Source organism: Acetobacter sp. P5B1 (genome assembly GCF_018811985.1).
Lineage (GTDB): Bacteria > Pseudomonadota > Alphaproteobacteria > Acetobacterales > Acetobacteraceae > Acetobacter > Acetobacter cerevisiae.
The window spans coordinates 58,674-78,148 of sequence record NZ_JACRVS010000009.1; the positions used below are offsets into that span (position 1 = coordinate 58,674).

Genomic DNA, 19,475 nt, shown 5'->3' on the forward strand with positions numbered 1-19,475 from the left:
TCCCCTTAGAGTGTTTAGAAAGACGTGCTGACGGTGCCGAAAAATTCGCGCACAGCGCCACGTTCCATGGACTGATAATCCCCCACGGCGGGGTTATCGTTCTGGCCCATCATGGAAATGTATTTGTTGTTAAACAGGTTATAGACATTGAAGCTGGCCGTGACGTTTTTCAGAACGCTCATGTCCCCAAAGCGGTATTCAAGACCCGCATTGGCCACCCAGTAGCCGGGCACGGAGGTGTCGTTCATAAAGCTGTAGTAACGGCGGCCAAAATAGTTGGCGTCAAAATGCGCGGTCGCGCCTTTCCATGTGTAGGCCAGGGACGTTTTATACATCCACGCCGGATAGTTGACGATGTTCTTGCCTGAAAGAGGGTAATACCCGCCGACGGTGTCCACGTTCCTATCATACGTGCCCTTGTTGTAGCTCAGGGTATTCGTAAAGCTCAGACCTCGGATGGGTGTAAGGGTAATCGCCCCGTTCGCACCCGTCATGGAAATGTGGCCGAAGTCGATCACCTGAGAGACCGGGTTGGTCAGAGAACCAACAGCTGCCGCCAGCAGCGGGTGGATCAGGCTGGCGTGATAGATGGTCGCATTCGCCTGCAGGTAGCGGGAGGTATAGCGATAGCCTCCCAGATAAACCCAGGCTTTGGACGGCTCTGCCGCCCTTTTCTGCGCCTGAAAGGTGGCCTGATCCTGCACGGAGTAAAGGGAGTTGCCCACGCCAAAGGCCGAGACTTCATAAGCCCGCATGTTCTCGGCGACGTCCACGTAGAACTCGTGGTGGTCGTTGAGGTGCCAGTCCAGATTGATGTGGGGCAGGAAGGCCTGAGAAGCCGTCAGGGAACCGTTGGGCAGCGTATCAGCACCCGTCCAGTCGGCATTGTTGTAGTTCGCACCGCCAGCAGTCGTCGCCACCATGGATTTAAACCCGGCATGCAGCGTAAGGCCCGGTGTCAGTTGCACACTGTCCTGCAAATGGAACTGCATGACATTGGTGGTCCACTGGAAGTTGTAACCCTGCATAAAGGCGCGGCCATACACATTATACGGTCCGACCGCCTTAAGTGGCGCGCCCTGCCCAAGCAGAGGCTCCTGATAATTGAACAGGCCCGCCAGCTGATTGTTGTTTTCATACCAGACGCCACCTTCAATGGTGTGGCGGCCCCATTTATAGCGCAGGCTGGTATCAATCCCGTAGCGTTCCTGCCGGTTCTGCCAGACTTCTTCCGAGAACGGCGCGCCGTTGGGGGAGGGATCTTCTGAATCCGTGTAGCTGTAATAGCCGGTCTGGCTGTGGCCGTAGAGAGTGGTGTTCCACGTCAGGCGGTCTGTCAGGGCGAGGTCAAAATGCAGGCCACCCATGAAGTTTGTTTCAGACTGGCCGCCGTCGTACATGGCGATGTCAGAGCCATCAATGCCCGGCACATTATTGTATCCCGGCGGCACAGGGCGGGTGCCATTGGCAATGCCGTAAGCCAGCCCATAATTGGGATACAGATGCGGCGTGCGCCAGCCGAGGTTTTTCAGGATGCCGATGGACGTATCCGGGTAGTTCCACTGCGCCAGAGTGGACCAGTTGAAGAAGGCTGACATGCGGCTGCGGTGGCCAATGGGCTGCACCAGCTTGGCATCGACCTGCTGCATGAACTGGTCACCCTTGCCCATCCACATGCCTTCATCCGTGCGGGCGTAGGAAGTGTAAAAGCGGGTACCGGTGTCATTCAGCTTGCCGGAATCCAGCCGCACGTAGGTGCGGTAGGAATTATAGCTGCCGAAAGACTGGCTGACCTTGCCGCCGCGTTTTTCGGACGGGTCGGACGAGCCGATCTGAATGGTGCCGCCCAGTGTGTTGGTGGAGGGCAGCTCAACCGATCCGGCCCCCTGCGACATGCGCATGGACTGGATATCATCCGGGATAATGGAGGAGGCAAGGCTCATGCCGCTGATGGACTGATAGGTCTGGTCGTTCAGGGGCACGCCATCCACCGTCACGCCAAGCTGGTTCATGAAGAACCCGCGCACGTAGAGGTTGGCGCCGAAGCTGTCGATGCCGAACGGGTCTGTGGAGGAGAAGCTTACACCCGGCATCCGGTCCAGCATCTTGTATGGGCTGGTGCCCGGCACGAACTGGCGCATGACGGCCTTTGTGACGGCCTGTTCTGCATCACGCCCGGTCAGCTGACGGCCTGTGACGGACACACTTTCCGTGCCGTGCGATTCCAGATCTGCAGGTTTGCTGTGGTGGCTGGCGGACGCTTTGGTTGCGGCCTTCGGAGCGGGCTGTGCGGCTGCGGGCTTGTGCGCGGAAACCGGCTGCGCATGGCGGGCTGCATGCTTGTGCTGCGCGGTGGTTTCAGCGGCCAGAGCAGGGCGTTCTATGGCAAACAGTGCAATAGAGGACAAAAGCAGATGTTTGGTGCGCACTTGCGGTCAGCACTCCGGAGGGTGATGCGGGTCAAAGAGAAGCGGTCTCTTAGCCGTTGAACCTCCAGATATGCAAAGGCTTCACAGAGGGGTGTGATGTTTTTGTGACATTTTTAGGCAGTTTTTGCTCATATCTGTTGCATAAACAACGCGGTTTATGAGGATGAGGCCTCCTAAGGCTTTGCGAGAACACCGGAAAAGTAAAAACCCCTTCCGCGGCGCAAAACCGGGGAAGGGGCTGTTTTCAGCGTATCAGGAAAGGGGCTTCAGGTAAGGGAGCCACGTTCTTCCGGGTGGCCGCCTTTCTTGAGCAGAAGAAGGGCAAACAGATACACCAGCAGGCCACCGATGGAGAGCAGTGCTCCGCCAATGCCAAGCGAGCCATACCCGAACTGGTGCGCCAGCAGCACACTGCCCAGAGAGGCCCCCAGTGCGTTGGCAATGTTGAAGGCTGAATGGTTGAGGGAGGCGGCAAGCGTCTGAGCATCGCCCGCAAAATCCATCAGTCGTGTCTGAAGCGCCGGGCCAAGTCCATTCACAAAGGTAGGGATCAGGAAGACAATCAGCATCAGGGCGAGATTGCTGTGCAGCACAGTGGAAAACGCGAACATGATGACCGCGCTGCCTGCAAGGGCGATGATGGCAGCCAGATTGATATTGCGGTCCACCAGCCAGGCTCCGGCGTTTGCGCCGACGAGCATGCCGGCACCCCAGATCACCATATAGATCATGGTCTGCCATTCCGGCACGTGGGTCACGTTTTGCAGAACACTGGTGAGGTAGGTGTAGACGCCAAACATCCCGCCAAAACCCACAGCAGCAGTCAGCAGGGTGAGCATAACCTGCATGTTGCCCAGCGCCGTGATTTCCTTAAGCGGGGAGTTCTTGCGGTTGGGTTTATCGGCCGGAATATAGCGCAGGACGCCCAGAAAGGTCAGAACGCCAAACAGGCCGATAATCAGATAGGCAATGCGCCAGCCAAAATGGTCTGCCGCAAAGGTGGAAAACGGCGCGCCGATCAGCGTGGAAATGGCGATGCCGGACAGCACGCGCCCGACCGCCCACCCGCGGCGGGAGCGTTCCACCATGGAAGCCGCCACAAGGGCGGAAATTCCGAAGAGCGCGCCATGCGGCAGCCCTGTCAGAAAGCGGGCGACCTCAACCAGCCCCGGTGTGGGCATGACAATGCTTAGGAAATTGCCAAGGCAGAACATGATCAGCAGAACAAGCAGAAGCTCGCGCCGGGACAGCCGCGCGCCTAGAATGGTAATCAGCGGTGCGCCAATCACCACCCCCAGCGCGTAAGCGGTAATGGCATACCCGGCATCGGCCAGAGACAGGTTGAGCGACTGCGCAAATTCCGGGAGCATGCCCATGATGGCAAACTCCCCGGTGCCGACAACAAACGTGCCGAATGTGAGAGTAAGGAGGGCTGCGGTTCTGCCATGAGGCGGCGGAACCACGGTAAGACCGCTCTCAGGCGGCACGGTTTCTGATGTCATGCAGGGTCTCGGCTTAAAAAAGTCGGCTCAGGCGATCAGAACGCGAGAGGCGACGGTGGCAATGGCAATATCATCCGCAGTGCTGGCGCCGGACACGCCAATAGCTCCCACAACCCTGCCTTCGGCATCTTTCAGCACAAGGCCGCCGCCAAAGCTGATGAGCCCGCCATTGGTATTTTCCAGCGTGTAGGCATGGGCGTTGGGGTGGGCAATTTCTGCAAAGTCGGCACTGTTCATCTGGAACAGCACAGCGGTGCGGGCTTTTTTGTTAGCGATATCAATGGCGCCCAGAATGGTGCCTTCCATACGCATAAAGGCAACCGGCCAGGCTGCGGCATCCACAATGGAAATGCAGACAGAAACATTCATGCGGTCTGCTTCGGCCAGAGCAGCAGTGATCATGGCGGTCGCGGTAGAAGACGTCATGGCAGAGAAAATCGCTTTCCTGAGAAAAAGGCGCAGAGTAGCTGCGCTGCTCAATAAGGGAATGAGGGACGCAAGGGAAAGACTATTTGTTCAGCAGCTCTGGATATCCGTGCGTTCGACATGCTTCATCATCATCCAGGCCAGACGGCTGAGCCGGTGCGGCGGGAGCTTGCTGGCGGGGCCGGTCAGGCAGACACTGGCGCGCACTTCACCATTGTCCCGCCAGGGAATGGCAACGCCGTTTATGCCCGGATGGTAGCCTTGCAGATCCAGCGCAAAGCCCTTGATGCGCACGGTTTCAATCTGGGCGAGGATGTCACTGTTCAGAGCATTGGCCCGGGTGGTCAGCACCCGTTTGCCAAGGCCGGGCACAAAGGCCAGAAAAACCAGCCCCACGGCGGACCCTTCCAGCTTTTCCCGGCTTGGGATGCTGCGCATCAGGTCCGGGTCGGGCAGGTTGACGATATCCAGATAGGCGGCTTCATCCCCGCTGGGAACGGCCAGCCAGACGGTCGCGCCACTTTCTTCCGCAATGGCATTCAGGGCAGGGCGCAGACGGGCGCGCAGGGCATTATCATCCCCCGTAATGCGGGCCAGATTGAGGATGCGCCCACCCAGATGATAGCGCATATCCCCCGTGCGACGCTGCACATAGCCCAGATGGTCGAGTGTCTGGAGAATATTGTGGACGGTCGTTTTTCCAATGCCGGAGATCCCGGCAATTTGTTGCAGGCGTGCGCTGCCACCCTCCTGAGCGATGATTTCCAGAATGGCGGCGGAACGTTCAATTGACTGAATAAGTTTCGGGGTTTTGCCCATGGGACAGGTCTCCTGATGATCAGGATTTATCGTGACGAACCCGTCTTTGGGAACTGGAGTAAGTTCATCATGGGTGAACTTTTGCAGATTTTGCGGGCAATGTCCCTGTCATGAAAGAACGACCTCTGCCGCATTCGGTTTGAGAGCCTGAGTGCAGAAAGACTGCACGGCAGACATAAGGAGATCTTCATGCAGCGTTTTTCAGGCAAGACCGTCATTGTGACAGGGGCTGCTTCCGGATTTGGGGAAGCGACTGCGCGGAGCTTTCATGCTGAAGGGGCTAATGTAGTTCTGCTGGATGCCGACGAAGACAATTTGAACAAGGTTGCGGAGCAGTTTTCCAAAGAGCGGAGTCTGGCGATTGCGTGCGATATTGCAGACTCAGCCGCAGTCAACCGGGCCATAAAAGACGCCGCAGAGCATTTCGGTCAGATTGATGTGCTGGTGAACAACGCAGGGATTGCGCGCCCCGGGCAACCGGAAGACATCAGTGATGAGACATGGGCGAGCGTGATCAATATTGATCTGAGCGGCACCTTTTATTGTGCACGCGCTGCTATCCCGCATCTGAAAAAGACCAAAGGCAACATTATCAATGTCGCTTCCATTTCCGGCATGGGTGGGGACTGGAATTTCCCGGCTTATAACGCAGCCAAGGGCGGGGTTGTAAACCTTACGCGCTCTCTGGCGCTGGACCTTGGTAAGCACGGTATTCGCGTCAATTCCGTCAATCCGGGCCTCAGCCGTACAGCAATGGGCAAGGGGCTGGTGGAAGATGAGGCAAAAGCGAAGAAGTTCATAGAGCGTACCGCCCTTGGTCGCCTTGGTGAGCCGGAAGATATTGCCAGTGTGATTGTCTTTCTGGCGAGCGATGCGGCTGGGTATGTCACGGGGGCGACCATCCCGGTGGATGGCGGAACGTCTGCCTCTAACGGCCAGCCGCCGATGGAATAAACCGCAGGGTGGGGCTGGAGCTTGAGGCACAATGACAGGAAAAAGGGGAGGGGCACTCTGCTCCCTCCGCCCTTCGTTTTAGGAAAATTTGCGAACCATCCAGCTGAAAACATCTGCGTGCCAAAGGGTTTGAGCTCCAAGCTGGCAATGTTCCGCCCCGCCTGACGGCACATCATAGACAACGGTTTCAACCGATTTGGCCCGGATGCAGGCTTTGCTGAAATCTTCCGCCTGCGTGGTCGGGATGAAGTGATCACGCTCACCCACCAGAGTCAGCACATCCGCCGTGATATTTCCGGCGACGCCCACCAGAGAATAGGCCGAGAGCGTTTTAACGGCCTCTTCCATGGAGGAGACGCCCAGCGTCCAAAGGGCATTGTTGATGGCCCATTTGATGTCCGGGTTGTTCAGAGCTTCAGGGTTTCCTGCATGGGTGGCGTAGCGTTGTGCAATGCTGCCGGCATCAAAGAAGACATCATACGCCACAACGCCGCTGATGCGCTTATCGAAGGCCGCAACACGCGGGGCAAAATAGCCACCGAGGCTCATGCCGATCAGCACGGTTTTTTCTGGTTTGAAGTAAGTTGTTTCAAAATAATCCAGAACGGCCCCGGTGGGTTTTTCCCATTCCGGTGTGAATTTCAAACCATACTGGCGCAGCACGCCGCCCTGACCGGGGCCTTCGTACGTCAGCACTGCATAACCGCGATCATACGCCGCTTTGGCGATGACGAAATACAGCTCTTCCAGTGTGGAATCATACCCGCCACACAGCACGATCAGCGGCTTTTTCTGCCAGCCTTCCGGGCCGGGGTAGAAAATGCCGCGGAGCTTCCCGCTTTCATACGGCACGGTAAAGCGCTCGTGCGCAATGCCGGCGCGTTCCAGCCCTTTATCAAAGGCGGCAATCTGCCGGTCCCATGCGAGAGTGCGGCGCGGGTCCTGCGGGGGCAGCAGGAATTCTGCCGTGCGCCAGTAATTATGCGCCCGCAGCCAGGACTGGCCGCAGCTTAGCGGGTCCGCGCAGGTGGGAATGCGGTCTTCCGTGCGCGTGGCAAGGGCGGAATAGGCCTCATACCAGCCATTGCTGTCTCCATCGGTAATCTGACTGATGGCCATCAGCACTTCATTCAGGTCAGCACCCCCGGCGGCAATGTCATTCAAGGCGCGGAGGGTCTGGAAATGGAAGGTCTGATTTTTGAAGAAATGGGACGTACCCGTATCGGTGAGAGGCTGTGCAGGCTGATCCATCGTAAAACACTTTTCCTGTGTGGCGTGTGTCAGGAAAGGTAGGGGGCTTGGAGGGTCTGGCTTGACAAAATACGCCAGTTTTTTGACATTTTACGCCAGACTGAAAGGACGGCCTGATCTATGGTGACACCGCTTGATGCCGTTCTGGGAGCTGCTGTGCAGGCCGGATGTCTGACGAGCACAGAGCAGGACCGGATGCTGGAGCAGGCTGAAGTGTCCCGGCACCAGCACAAATTCTCCATCTGGCAGACCATGGTTACGGTCTGGGGCGCTTTGCTGGCCCGGAACAATGCGGATCATGGTCTGGGTATTGCGCTGGCTTTGCACGCACGGCCGCAGGATTTTGGTCTGATGGGGGCGTTGGTCTGCCAGTGTGAGAGCCTGCTGGATGGATATGGCATGCTGGGGCGGTATAGCCTGCTGTTGCATCCGGATATTGCCATTCAGATCATCAAACATCCGCGTACTGTGGAAATCCGCTACACGCTGGCGCGGCCTGACCCGAGAGTGCCCAAGGCTATTCTTGCAGCAGGTCAGCTGTGGGCGTTAACCAATCTGGCGCGTCTTCCCAAAGAAGCTCTGGGGGCAGAGGTTACGCCCCTTTGTGTGGAGTTCGCCTGTACCATGCCGCGCCCCGGCCAATGGCAGGCGGCGGAAGCTGTGCTGGGGTGCCCGGTGCGGTTCGGGCAGAAGCATTTTCGTATTCTGTTTGACCGCACGGAAATGGAGCGTCAGCGTGAACTGAGTCCGCGTCCCGGCCGCGATTATCTGGAAGAACTGGCCCGGCGCATGGAAGCAGAAGTGTCTGTGTTCTCCAGCATGGCTGTGCAGGTTGCGCGCGTGGTGCGGGAGCGGCTCGGTACACCGTCCATGACCATGCCGCATATTGCCTCGGCCCTTGGGGTTTCCGTGCGGACTTTGCAGCGACGTCTGGCGGCAGAGGGAGAGAGTTTCCGTAGTCTTGTGGATGGTGTGCGTCGGACAGAAGCGGAGCGACTATTACAGGCCGGGCAACATACCAAAGGGCAGATTTCCTATCGGCTGGGTTATGCCGAGCAATCCGTGTTGGCCCGCACACTGAAGCGCTGGTCAGCGTCCTGATGGCGGTTTTCCATATGGCTGAGCATACGGGCCAGAAGCAGGGCGATGCTCACCAGCCCGAGGCCGCATAAGCCCAGAGTGCCAAACAGCGTTTCATAATGGTGGTTTTGCAGGGGGGCAGCATTGGCGGCAGGGGTGGCAAAACTTGCAATTTCACTACCCAGATACATGCCAGCACCCACAGTGAGGTAATAGGCTCCCACCATCAGGCCGTTCAGGCGGGCGGGGGCATAACGGGCAATAACCGCGAGCCCCAGACCACCAATCAGCAGTTCAGCTGTTGCAAGGGCAAAATAGCCCCCCAGCATAGGCCATGCGCTGGTCAGGCCGGAGCCAGCAAGGCGCGTGCCGCTCCACCAGATGAAAAACGCCAGGGCCACAAAGCCAAAGCCCACGGCGAATTTTGTGGGCAGGGAAAGGTCCCGGTTCCGGCTGGCGAGGGCATGGTAGAGCTTGGCCAGAAGGGGGCTGAGAAGAATGATGAAAATCGGGTCCAGCGCCTGAAACTGGGCTGCTGAGAGGGCAAATAGGGGGTGCCCCAGAATACGGAACGTGCCGTCTACATTGGTCAGGGCAAACAGGGTAAGAGAGGTCTGCATCTGCTGGTAGAAGCAATAGAACGCAATACTTTGCAGCAGCATGATCCCCATGGTGACCAGATTAAGCCGTTCCTGTGCGGCGGCTTTGCGGTACAGCGCGCCCCACAGAATAGCCACTAGTGCGAGGCACCCAAACACGGCCAGCCGGGCGAAGGACGCGCTGGATAACACGCCCATGACGGCAAGTGTGCAGAGGAAGATGGCGGCGGCTCCGGCGATTGCCGGGCGCGGCAGGAGCGGGGCTTTGTCCGGTGCTGAGCCGGTGTGGCGCAGGGCATGGGTACGTGCGAGCAGGATACCCAGCGCGCAGGCTGGTCCTGCCACGCAAAGACCAAAAGCCGTGAAGGAGCCGGCATAATCCCGCACCCATGGAATGCAGAGCATGGAGAGGGCTGACCCCACATTGGCGGCCATATAGTATAGGGTGAAGGCGGAATCCCGCTCCTGCGGATGCTCTTCATAAAGGCAGCGGATCAGCTGAGCTGCATTAGGTTTGAAGAGCCCGTTGCCTGTTGCGGCCAGTGCCAGAGCGGGTTCAAAAAGTGTGCGATACACCGTGGAGAGCGCAAGAAGTCCGTAACCTGCGCTCAGCAGGATGGCACCCAGCACAACGGTGCGGCGTGCGCCATAAACCCGGTCCCCCAGCCAGCCACCCAGAAGAGGCGTGGCGTAAATCATGGCGGCAAAGGCTCCCACCAGCAGGTCCGCCCCCATATCGGCCATGCCAAGCTGCTGCACCATGAACAACAGCAGAATGGCCTCCATGCCGTAAAATCCGGCGCGTTCTGCGGCTTCTGTAACCAGCAGGGTGAAAAAAGCGGAGCGTCGGGCGGCAAGGGGCGGTGTGTCAGGCTGCACAGAAAGGGTCCTTCACAATCACATGCCTGTTTGTGGCCGAGGATGGAGGCGGCATGTGGAAGAATGGGGCTGGTGTGCTATTTATTATTTCGTATACGATTATACAGACCAGATCAGTTCGGACAAGAAATTAGTCTGGAAAAATGACTGAAATTTTCGGCAACAGACTTTTTGCCTCTTTTCACGGTGGCCGCATAAAATCTATCCTTCAAATATGAAATAGTATACGATATATGCGTAGATCTTCCCTGTCATGAGAGGCTTCAGCACTGTGAGACGGCGTTTTTTTGGGAAAACTGACGGCACGGTGAAGAGTGCTGCGCAGTTTTCCTGCGTTTCGGCACTGACAGCGTTAGGCGCGGTTTTGTTGCCGCTGGAGGCTGTTGCGCAGAAAGGTGTGTCCGGGCCGGAGGTGCCGTCTATGGGGCGCTGCACTGCGGATGGAGGTATAAAGCTTTGTGCCGCAGGGTCGTTTATCCTGCGGTTTCAGGGCGTGGATGGCACGTTGCGGTCTCTCGCTGCCAGTTCGGATAAAGAGGCTGACTATCTGCCCTGGCGTCTGGAAGGACGACGGCAGGAGAATGGTTTTGCGCATCTTGGGGATATTGATTTCCGGCTGAAAACCGAAGGCGCTTCTCGCTGGAAAGACTTTTCCTCATGGCATGCAAAGCGGCCTGTGCAGGAACTGCCAGCTGGAGGAGATGTGCTGCGGCACGATGAGATCACGCCTTCTCTGGGGGCTGGGTTTCCCTTGCGTGTGCGCCGTGTATGGAAGCTTGCGGGGCAGGATCTGGTTTTAGAGTTTTCCGTAGCCAATCCCGGCAGGCAGTCCGTGCAAATCGGTGGTATGGGATTCCCGCTGGTTTTTGGGAACGATTTTACTGATGAAACACTGGATGACGCCCATAAGCGCGAGGTGTTTGTAGACCCGGCCATTGCGCGGGATGGCGGCTATATTCAGATCACCCGCATGAGTGGGGCTGGCCCGGTGCTGCTGGGTATGCCGGAAGGGCGCACGCCGCTGGAGGTTTATCGTCCTTTGGTGGAGCCGTCTGCCGGTGGCGCGGGTAAGGCCGATGTGCTGGCAGAGGCCACGCCCCGGAGCCAGACGTTTGAAGGGTTTTATGACTGGATGCCTGCCAGCGCTGCTTTTGTGCGGCAGGAATGGCAAAAAGCAGGCAGTCAATGGAATGCGCCGACGCAATTCACCCTAAAGCCTGGTGAAACGCGCACTTTTGGCTTGCGGTTTGCTTTTGCGCCGAACGTGCGCGGCATTGAGCAGACACTCGCTGCCCATGCGCGCCCGGTTGCTGTCAGCCTGCCGGGCTATGTGGTGCCGGAGGATTTGCCGGCAACGCTGTATCTCCAGTCAGCGCAGGCTGTGCGGTCGTTTTCCGTAGAGCCAAAAGGGGCGCTCAGTGTTAGCCCGGAGGGTGTGCACGGTATCTGGCAGCGGTACCGTGTGGACGGAAAAACATGGGGGCGAGCGCGACTTTCCATTACGTATGCGGATGGCAGCGTGCAAACGTTGAGCTATTTCGTCACAAAGCCAGCTCAGACGGCTGTGGCGGATATGGGCCGCTTTCTGTTTTCTGAGCAGTGGTACCAGAACCCGTCCGATCCGTTTCATCGTAGCCCGTCCATCATGACGTATGATCGCGAGGCCGGACACGTTCTCACGCAGGACCCGCGTGTCTGGATTGCTGGCCTGAGCGACGAGGGCGGTGCGGGCAGCTATGTGGCGGCGGCCATGAAGGAGCTGGATAATCCAGACCCGCAGGAAGTGGCAAAACTGGAGCAGTTTGCGAATGAAACTGTCGTCGGGCAGCTTCAGGTCGCTTCCGGCCCAACGGAAGGGGGCGTGCGGAAAAGCCTGTTTTATTATGATCCGGCACAGTTCCCGGCTTATTATAATGCGGCAGAAAACTGGAAGACATGGGCATCATGGTCTCGCCGGAAAGCGGCGGATATCGGCCGGGCGTACAACTATCCGCATGTCGCTATTGTACACTGGGTTTTGTATCGGCTGGCGCGGAACCATACGGGGCTGGTGCAGCAGCATGATGCAGAGTGGTATCTGCATAAAGTCGCCGTCACCATGACCGCCATGATGCGACAGGCCCCGTATTACACGCAGTATGGCCTGATGGAAGGCGATGTGTTTGTTGAAATCCTGAAGGATTTGAAGCGGGAAAACCTGACAGCAGAAGCACAGACGATCGAAAGCCTGATGAAAAAGCGTGAGGCCGTCTGGAAAGGTCAGCGTTACCCGTATGGCAGTGAAATGGCGTGGGATTCTACCGGCCAGCCCGAAGTCTATGCCTGGCTCCGCTATTTTGGCGATACGGCACAGGCGGAAGAAACACGAGATGCCATTCTGGCGTATGACCCTGCGTTGCCAAGCTGGGGCTATAATGGGAATGCCCGGCGCTACTGGGATTTTCTCTATGCCGGTAAAATTGCCAGAATAGAACGGCAAATCCACCATTATGGCTCTGCGTTGAATGCGGTTCCTTTGTTCTCGGCGTTTCAGGCCCAGCCCTCAGATTTTTATATGCTGCGCGTGGCGTATGGCGGGCTGATGGGGGCTATAACCAATATTGACCAGAAAGGCTTTGGGTCTGCTGCGTTCCATTCTGCGCCAGATGTTATGCGGTTTGATGCGTATTCCGGGGACTATGGGATGGGCTTCTACGGGCATGCGCTGGCCACGCAGGTTGATGTTGTCAAACATCCTGAATTTGGCTGGCAGGCTTTTGGCGGTCTGCTGCATGAAGAGGGCGATGGCAGCGTGACCATTACGCCAAAAGATAGTGCCAGAAGCCGGATTTTTGTGGCGGATGCAGGCGTGTTCCTTACGCTGGAAAGCGGGAAGTTTGAGAGTGTCCACTATAACCCGGCCTCTCAGGACATAGATGTCACACTGGCTCCGGCAGACAAATGGACGCCGACGGCGCGACTGCGTGCCGAGTATCCTGCTGGTGCACCAGCGCATAGCTATGACGTAATAAGCCCAGCGGCCCCAAAGGTGCGGGATGCGTGGGAAGTGTTTTTGCAGGCCACCACAACGCCTTTGCATCTGCGGGTGATAGCCCCCTGATCGGTATCGGGCTTGAAGACTATTATTCAGACAACAGGAAGCGTTTTTAAAACGGCGTAAGGGAAAAGACGATGGAGATCAGACTAAACAGGCGCTTCCTGCTGGCGAGTGTTGCTCTGGGTGGCGCTGCGTCCGTTTTGCCGGGGGCACGGCAGGCGCTTGCCGCACGCGGGCCGGGTGGTGTTGCGGCAGGGGAGGGTGTGACGCCTGTGCCGCTTCAGGATGTTCGCTTGTTGCCGTCTCACTGGCTGGATGCGATTGAAAGTAATCGGGTTTATCTGCTCAGCCTGAGCGCAGACCGTCTGCTCCACAACTTCCGCACGCAGGCTGGCCTCCCAGCCAAAGGGGAGGTGTATGGCGGGTGGGAGAATGACACGATTGCAGGGCATACTCTGGGTCATTACCTCTCCGCACTCGCCCTGATGTATGCGCAAACAGGAGATGCCGAATGCCGCAGCCGGGTGGCCTATATTGTGCAGGAACTGGCGACTGTTCAGGACAAATGGGGCGATGGGTATGTGGCAGGCTTCACCCGTAAGGAAAAAGACGGCACGATTACCGATGGGAAAAGAATTTTCGCCGAAATGGAAAAAGGCGATATCCGGTCAGGTGGGTTTGACCTGAACGGTGCCTGGTCTCCCCTCTATAACATCCACAAAACTTTTGCGGGTTTGTTTGATGCGCAAACTTATTGTCAGGATCCGCATGCACTTGGTGTTGCGGTAAAGCTGGGTGGCTTTTTTGAAGTTTTCTATAGCAAGCTGACAGACGCACAGCTGCAAAAAGTTCTGACCTGTGAATATGGCGGCCTGAACGAGAGCTTTGCCGAACTGGCAGCCCGCACAGGGGATGCAAAGTGGCTACGTCTGGCAAAACGTACGTATGACCGGCCTGTGCTGGACCCGTTGATGGGCCGGCATGATGATCTGGCCAACCGGCACGCCAATACGCAAATTCCCAAACTGATTGGTCTGGGGCGGATTGCGGAAGTCAGCAAGGATGCACACTGGCAGGTTGGCCCGCGCTTTTTCTGGCAGGCGGTCACGCAGCACCACAGCTATGTGATTGGCGGGAATGCGGACCGGGAATATTTCTCGGAACCGGATACCATTTCTCAGCATATTACAGAGCAGACCTGCGAGCATTGTAATACCTACAACATGCTCAAACTGACACGGCAGTTCTACACATGGCAGCCGGACAGCGCGCTTTTTGACTACTACGAGCGTGCCCATCTGAACCATGTTCTGGCTGCGCATGACCCTCAAACCGGCATGTTCACCTACATGACACCAACTATCACCGCCGGCGTGCGGGAATGGTCTACCCCGACGGACAGCTTCTGGTGCTGCGTGGGCACGGGAATGGAGAGCCATGCCAAACATGGAGAGTCCATCTGGTGGCAGGGGGCCGAGACGCTTTTTGTGAATCTCTACATTCCCTCCCGCATGCAGTGGGCGCATAAAAATGTGTCCTGGCGGATGGAGACCCGTTATCCGTATGACGGGCAGGTCACTCTGAAGGTTGAGGACGTAAAAGCGCCTGAGACGTTCGCACTGGCGCTCCGGGTGCCGGGCTGGGTCAAAGGGGATCTGAGCCTCACCGTGAATGGCCAGAGCGTCTCCGCGACCCCTTCTGGCGGTTATCTGGTGCTCAATCGAAGCTGGCATGCCGGGGATACGGTCGCCCTGACGCTCCCTCTGGCACTGCGCACAGAAGCTCCGGTCGAGGCTCCTCATCTTGTCTCCATCCTGCACGGCCCGATGGTGCTGGCGGCTGACCTTGCGAGCGCCGAAGCCCCTTATGATGCCATGGACCCGGCCCTTGTGACCTCCGATGTGGTGCGGGATCTGGCTCCCGTTGCGGGGCAGGAGGCTGTTTATCGCACTACGCAGGCAGGCAGGCCGGCACAGCTTGAGTTCAAGCCGTTTTATGCCCAATACAAACGCCGGAGTGCGCTGTATCTGCGGTGTTTTTCAGAAAGCGAATGGCATCAGGAAGAAGGTGTGTATCGTGAGGAACAGCGCCGCCAGAAAGATATTGCTGCTCGCACGATTGATGTCATCCATCTTGGGGAGATGCAGCAGGAGCATGACCACGGCCTGCGGGCGGATGGCTCCTGGCCGCTGGTGTATCGTGGTCGGAACGGGCGGGATCTGCGGTCCGGCGGGTTTATGGAATTTACCCTGAAGGCCAAACCGGGGCCGCTTGTTTTGCAAACGACCTTGTGGAGCAAGGATGTTCCCCGCACACGGGGGACGCGCATTCTGATCAACGGCAAGCCTCTTTCCGGCCTGAGCTGGCCTGCGGATATGCCTGCGCGGTTTGTGGACGTGGAGGCCGCTATTCCCGAAGGCTGGACACAGGGGAAAGAGACGCTGACCGTGCGGATCCTGCCCGGTGGGTCGCGCTCCAATGGTCCGTTTTTTGGGGTGCGTCTGCTGGCTGCGGGGCAGAAAAGCTCTCAGTAGTCGCGCCGTGATTTTCTGCCATCTTGTAGCCTATCGGTTGTTTCGGGCGGGGGAATGGCCTAGCTATATAAACAAGATCTGAGCGATAGAAGTGAAGTTTACATAGTATGATCACCCCCCAGAAGACGCGGCTTGTTTCGCGGTCCATTTCTGACCAGCTTTATGACGTTCTGCGGGAGCAAATCCTGAACGGAGAGGTGGGGGAAGGTGAGCCGATCCGGCAGGACGGCATTGCTGCCGCATTTGAGATCAGCAAAATTCCGGTGCGTGAAGCGCTGGTGCGCCTGCAACAGGATGGCCTCGTTTCCCTTCACCCCAAACGAGGGTTTTTCGTCACCCCGCTGACGCGGAAGGAAGCAGAAGATGTCTTCCACCTGCGTTTGCTGATTGAGCCTGAGGCCACAGCCCTTGGTGCCCAGAGTGCGACGGAAGAGGATGCAAAGAAGGCGCAGGCCTGTCTGGAAGAGCTGGAAAGTGCGGTGGCGCGGCAGGACCCGCAACGCGGGGTTTATAACCGGCTGTTCCATCTGGCTCTTGTAGAGCCTGCTGCCGGCCCCACGACCATCCACGTGCTAACCTTGCTGAATGTGACGGCGGATCGTTACGTGCGGTTCCACATGCATATGCAGGATATTGATACCCGCGCTAATCAGGAACATCGGGACCTGATGGCCTGCTGGCTGGCGGGGAACAAGCGTGAGATCGAAAAGCTGATGCGCAAACATATCCAGACCACGCTGGATGATCTGCGTGGCGCGTTGAAATAAGGCGCGCCCGGTAAGGATTTAAGCGAGGATCAGGCTGCGTGTTCTGCCTGATCCTGAAGGCCGCAGATTGCGGCCCAGTGGTGAATGACCAGCGCAAACGCAACCACGGCCACATCGTCCCACACGTGGTTCAGTAGTCCGGTGCCCTGAAACGGGCCACACCAGGACAGACCCAGAAGCCCCACAAAATAAGCTGGCATCCAGAGGCTGCTACGCAGTTCCCGCGTCCATTCTGCATTGGACAGGCCGCGCAGGGCGACGGCCATGAAAATGGCTGTCAGCACCAGCAGGGCGGGCATCAGCCAGCAGAGGGTGGTCCAGCCGGTCCAGATGACAATCAGGGATGCAATCGCAAAAGCCAGCGGTGAGAGCAGGTTGAAGTAGGGCAGCCGGAAGGGGCGGTGCAGGTCAGGCCGGGAGCGGCGCAGGGCTGCGGCAGAGGTGGGCGCCATGGCATAGCTCAGCATGAGGGCGGAGGAGACCACGCCGATCAGCGCCTGCCATGAGGGGAACGGGAGCGTCCAGAAAAGGGCCAGACCGAAGGTGAGCAGCAGTGCTTTGTCCGGCACACCGCGCTGGGTGTTCATGCGCTGGAAAACCGGGAAGAATGTGCCGCTTTTGGACCAGGCGTAGACCACGCGGGCCGTGGCCGACATGTAGATGTTGCCGGTGCCGGTGGGGGACAGAATGGCATCCGTCACCACCATGAGTGCCAGAAAGCTCAGGCCGAGCTGCACCGCAATGTCGTGGAACGGCAGGGCAAGGCGGGTTGCAATGCCATTCCAGCCATCCGTCAGCAGGTTAGCGGGCAGCGCGCCGATAAAAGCTGTTTGCAGCAGCAGGTAAACCAGCATGGCGAGCGTGATGGAGGCCACCAGCGCAATGGGGATGGTGCGCTGTGGGTTTCGGACTTCACTGGCGACGGACAGGATGGGCGTCAGGCCGAGATAGGCAAAAATGACGCCCCCGGCGGAAATGGCTGTCTCCACGCCCTGAAAGCCGTGCGGTGCAAAGCCATGCAGGCTGAAATTGCCGGGGTGCATATAGGCCAGCAGCAGCACGATAACCAGTGTCGGCACCAGAAACTTAAAGACGGTGACGATGTTATTGACGAGTGCAAAACTACCAATGCCACGGCGGTTGATGGCATACAGCACACCCATAATTGCAAACTGCACCAGCCATCCAGCCAGCGTGGGGTCACCACTGGCATTGCGGGACAGGCCGCCTATCCACGCATCGGCATATTGGCGGGCGGCGACAATCTCGATGGAAATCAGGCTGGAAAAAGCGATGGTGGTCATCGCTCCGGTCAGGAAGGCGGCGGTGGAGCCGTGGGCCTGTTCCGGGTAGCGCACCACGCTGCCTGCCAGCGGCAGGGCAGCGCCCAGTTCGCAATAGACCAGCCCGATCAGCAAAACGGCAACACCGCCGATGAGCCATGAGACGATGCTGGCCGGGCCAGCCATATCCGCCACATGGGCGGCGGCAAACAGCCAGCCTGAGCCGAAGATGGACCCAAAGCCGATCATGGTCAGGTCAAACAGACCCAGACGTTGCTTGAAGTGGCCTGACTCATCATGCGCCATGAACGGCTCCTGTCATCAGTCGAAGGGCTGGCTGTTAGAGGGCTTTATTGGTCGGTCTGGCGCGGCAGGCCGAGGGGGTTGGTGCTGCGCAGGCCGGCGGGGAGAAGGGCATCAGGCAGGTCCTGATAGCACACCGGGCGCAGGAAGCGCTCAATGGCCGCAGTGCCGACGGATGTGCTGCGCGGGTCCGTTGTGGCCGGGAAGGGACCGCCATGCACCATGGCGGCACAGACTTCCACACCGGTCGGCCAGGCGTTGGCCAGAATGCGGCCAACCTTGCGTTCCAGAACCGGCATCAGCGTCTGGGCGACGGCAATGTCGCCATCTTCCAGATGCAGGGTGCCAGTCAGCTGGCCTTCAAGGCTGCGGGTTAGGGCGAGCACGGTGTCCAGATCCGGGCAGGCAACAATCAAGGAGCAGGAGCCAAAAATCTCATGCTGCATGATCGGGTCCTGCATGAAGCTTTCGGCGTTCGTGGTGAACACGGCGGCCTGACAGCTGGAGGCATCGCCCTTCGGCCCACGGCCCAGCAGAGACACACCCGGACGCCCGGCCAGTTTTTCCACGCCTGCATCGTAAGACGCATGGATGGACTGGGTGAGCATTGTGGGGGCCGGAGCGGTTTTAAGAGCTTCCTGCGCGCTCTGGCAGAAACGCTCCAGATCCGGGCCGCTCAGGGCCAGAATGAGGCCCGGATTGGTGCAGAACTGCCCGGCACCCATGGTCAGAGAGGCGATGAAGGCCGCGCCAAGGCTCTCGGCGCTGCCCTTAAGCGCCTCCGGCAGCAGATAGACGGGGTTGATACTGCTCATTTCCGCATAAACCGGCACCGGCACCGGGCGGGCCGCTGCAATCTGGCTGAGAGCAAGGCCGCCAGCGCGGGAGCCAGTATAACCGACCGCCATAATGGCCGGGTGTTTAACCAGTTCGGCTCCCAACGCATAATCCGGGCCGCCGACGAGAGAGAACGTGCCTTCCGGCAGGCCACATTTTTTTACAGCGGACTGAATGGCACGGCCAACCAGTTCACTGGTGCCGGGGTGGGCCGGATGCGCCTTGACGACTACCGGGCAGCCAGCCGCAAACGCGGACGCGGTATCGCCCCCCGCGACGGAGAAGGCCAGCGGGAAGTTACTGGCTCCGAATACAGCAACCGGGCCAACACCAATACGGATCTGGCGCAGATCTGCGCGGGGCATGGGTTTGCGGTCAGGCAGGGCTTCGTCAATACGGGCATCAAGGCAACGCCCAGCCCGCAGTTCCCGTGCAAACATGCGGAGCTGGCCCATGGTGCGGCCCCGCTCACCTGTCAGGCGCGGCAGGGGCAGGCCTGTTTCCGCGTGGGCGCGGTCCAGAAGCGCCGGGCCGACGGCTTCAATTTCATCCGCAATGCAGTCCAGAAACTGCGCGCGGGCTTCCGGAGTGGTGGCGCGGAAGGTGTCAAAGGCTTCGTCAGCCAGAGTGCAGGCCGTGCGGACATCGTCGGCTGTTGCGCAGGAGAACGCTGTGTCCAGTGTCTCACCCGTGGTCGCATTGAGGGCCTGGAAGGTTTCGGGGCGAGTGACCGTGTTCTGTCCGATCAGAAGAGCGCCTGTCAAAGTCATGAAGT

13 protein-coding genes are annotated in these 19,475 nt (G+C 58.5%); 5 read left to right on the forward strand and 8 right to left on the reverse strand.

The genetic code is table 11. The annotated features are described in order from the left end of the window. Positions 1–14: 14 nt before the first annotated feature. From KP703_RS08035 to KP703_RS08050, 4 genes are all read right to left on the reverse strand, one after another. On the reverse strand, positions 15–2,429 hold the full coding sequence (locus KP703_RS08035; protein WP_215754436.1) for a TonB-dependent receptor domain-containing protein: 2,415 nt from the start codon (positions 2,427–2,429) through the stop codon (positions 15–17). 266 nt (positions 2,430–2,695) lie between these two features. Further along, entirely contained in the window at positions 2,696–3,931 is a 1,236-nt protein-coding gene (locus KP703_RS08040; protein WP_215754437.1) for an MFS transporter, read from the reverse strand. Between the two features lie 27 nt (positions 3,932–3,958). Further along, entirely contained in the window at positions 3,959–4,357 is a 399-nt protein-coding gene (locus KP703_RS08045; protein WP_215754438.1) for a heme-binding protein, read from the reverse strand. Positions 4,358–4,447: 90 nt separating this feature from the next. Then, complete coding sequence (locus KP703_RS08050) at positions 4,448–5,176, reverse strand: IclR family transcriptional regulator (RefSeq protein WP_215754439.1); 729 nt, start codon at positions 5,174–5,176, stop codon at positions 4,448–4,450. Positions 5,177–5,365: 189 nt separating this feature from the next. On the opposite strand from KP703_RS08050, the gene KP703_RS08055 reads away from it, so the two are divergent. Continuing rightward, the gene (locus tag KP703_RS08055; protein WP_215754440.1) at positions 5,366–6,130 is read left to right on the forward strand and encodes an SDR family NAD(P)-dependent oxidoreductase; all 765 of its coding nucleotides are present in this window, start codon (positions 5,366–5,368) and stop codon (positions 6,128–6,130) included. 78 nt (positions 6,131–6,208) lie between these two features. On the opposite strand, the gene KP703_RS08060 is transcribed toward KP703_RS08055, so the two are convergent. After that, positions 6,209–7,381: a S9 family peptidase gene (locus tag KP703_RS08060; RefSeq protein ID WP_215754441.1), complete on the reverse strand. Its 1,173-nt coding sequence runs from the start codon at positions 7,379–7,381 to the stop codon at positions 6,209–6,211. A 120-nt stretch (positions 7,382–7,501) separates the two neighbouring features. Between KP703_RS08060 and KP703_RS08065 the strand changes: the two genes are divergently transcribed. Further along, positions 7,502–8,482 (forward strand): AraC family transcriptional regulator ligand-binding domain-containing protein, encoded by a 981-nt coding sequence (locus KP703_RS08065; protein ID WP_215754442.1) that lies wholly within the window; start codon positions 7,502–7,504, stop codon positions 8,480–8,482. Here the strand turns inward: KP703_RS08065 and KP703_RS08070 are convergent. Next, a complete protein-coding gene (locus KP703_RS08070) occupies positions 8,428–9,939 on the reverse strand; it encodes an oligopeptide:H+ symporter (RefSeq protein WP_215754443.1) in 1,512 nt (503 codons plus the stop codon). The two genes, KP703_RS08065 and KP703_RS08070, sit on opposite strands and share 55 nt — an antisense overlap. 271 nt (positions 9,940–10,210) lie before the next feature. Between KP703_RS08070 and KP703_RS08075 the strand changes: the two genes are divergently transcribed. The 3 genes from KP703_RS08075 (at position 10,211) to KP703_RS08085 (ending at position 16,277) form a co-directional block, all read left to right on the forward strand. Then, on the forward strand, positions 10,211–13,039 hold the full coding sequence (locus KP703_RS08075) for a DUF5695 domain-containing protein (protein WP_373687455.1): 2,829 nt from the start codon (positions 10,211–10,213) through the stop codon (positions 13,037–13,039). A 71-nt stretch (positions 13,040–13,110) separates the two neighbouring features. Then, positions 13,111–15,510, forward strand: coding sequence for a glycoside hydrolase family 127 protein (locus KP703_RS08080; protein ID WP_215754444.1), 2,400 nt, complete (start codon positions 13,111–13,113; stop codon positions 15,508–15,510). A gap of 107 nt (positions 15,511–15,617) precedes the next feature. Beyond that, a complete protein-coding gene (locus KP703_RS08085) occupies positions 15,618–16,277 on the forward strand; it encodes a GntR family transcriptional regulator (RefSeq protein ID WP_006558919.1) in 660 nt (219 codons plus the stop codon). 29 nt (positions 16,278–16,306) lie between these two features. On the opposite strand, the gene KP703_RS08090 is transcribed toward KP703_RS08085, so the two are convergent. Both KP703_RS08090 and KP703_RS08095 read right to left on the reverse strand, forming a co-directional pair. Then, positions 16,307–17,866, reverse strand: a complete 1,560-nt coding sequence (locus tag KP703_RS08090) for an APC family permease (RefSeq protein WP_215754445.1) — start codon at positions 17,864–17,866, stop codon at positions 16,307–16,309. 44 nt (positions 17,867–17,910) lie between these two features. Beyond that, positions 17,911–19,470 (reverse strand): aldehyde dehydrogenase (NADP(+)), encoded by a 1,560-nt coding sequence (locus tag KP703_RS08095; RefSeq protein WP_215754446.1) that lies wholly within the window; start codon positions 19,468–19,470, stop codon positions 17,911–17,913. Positions 19,471–19,475 lie beyond the last annotated feature (5 nt).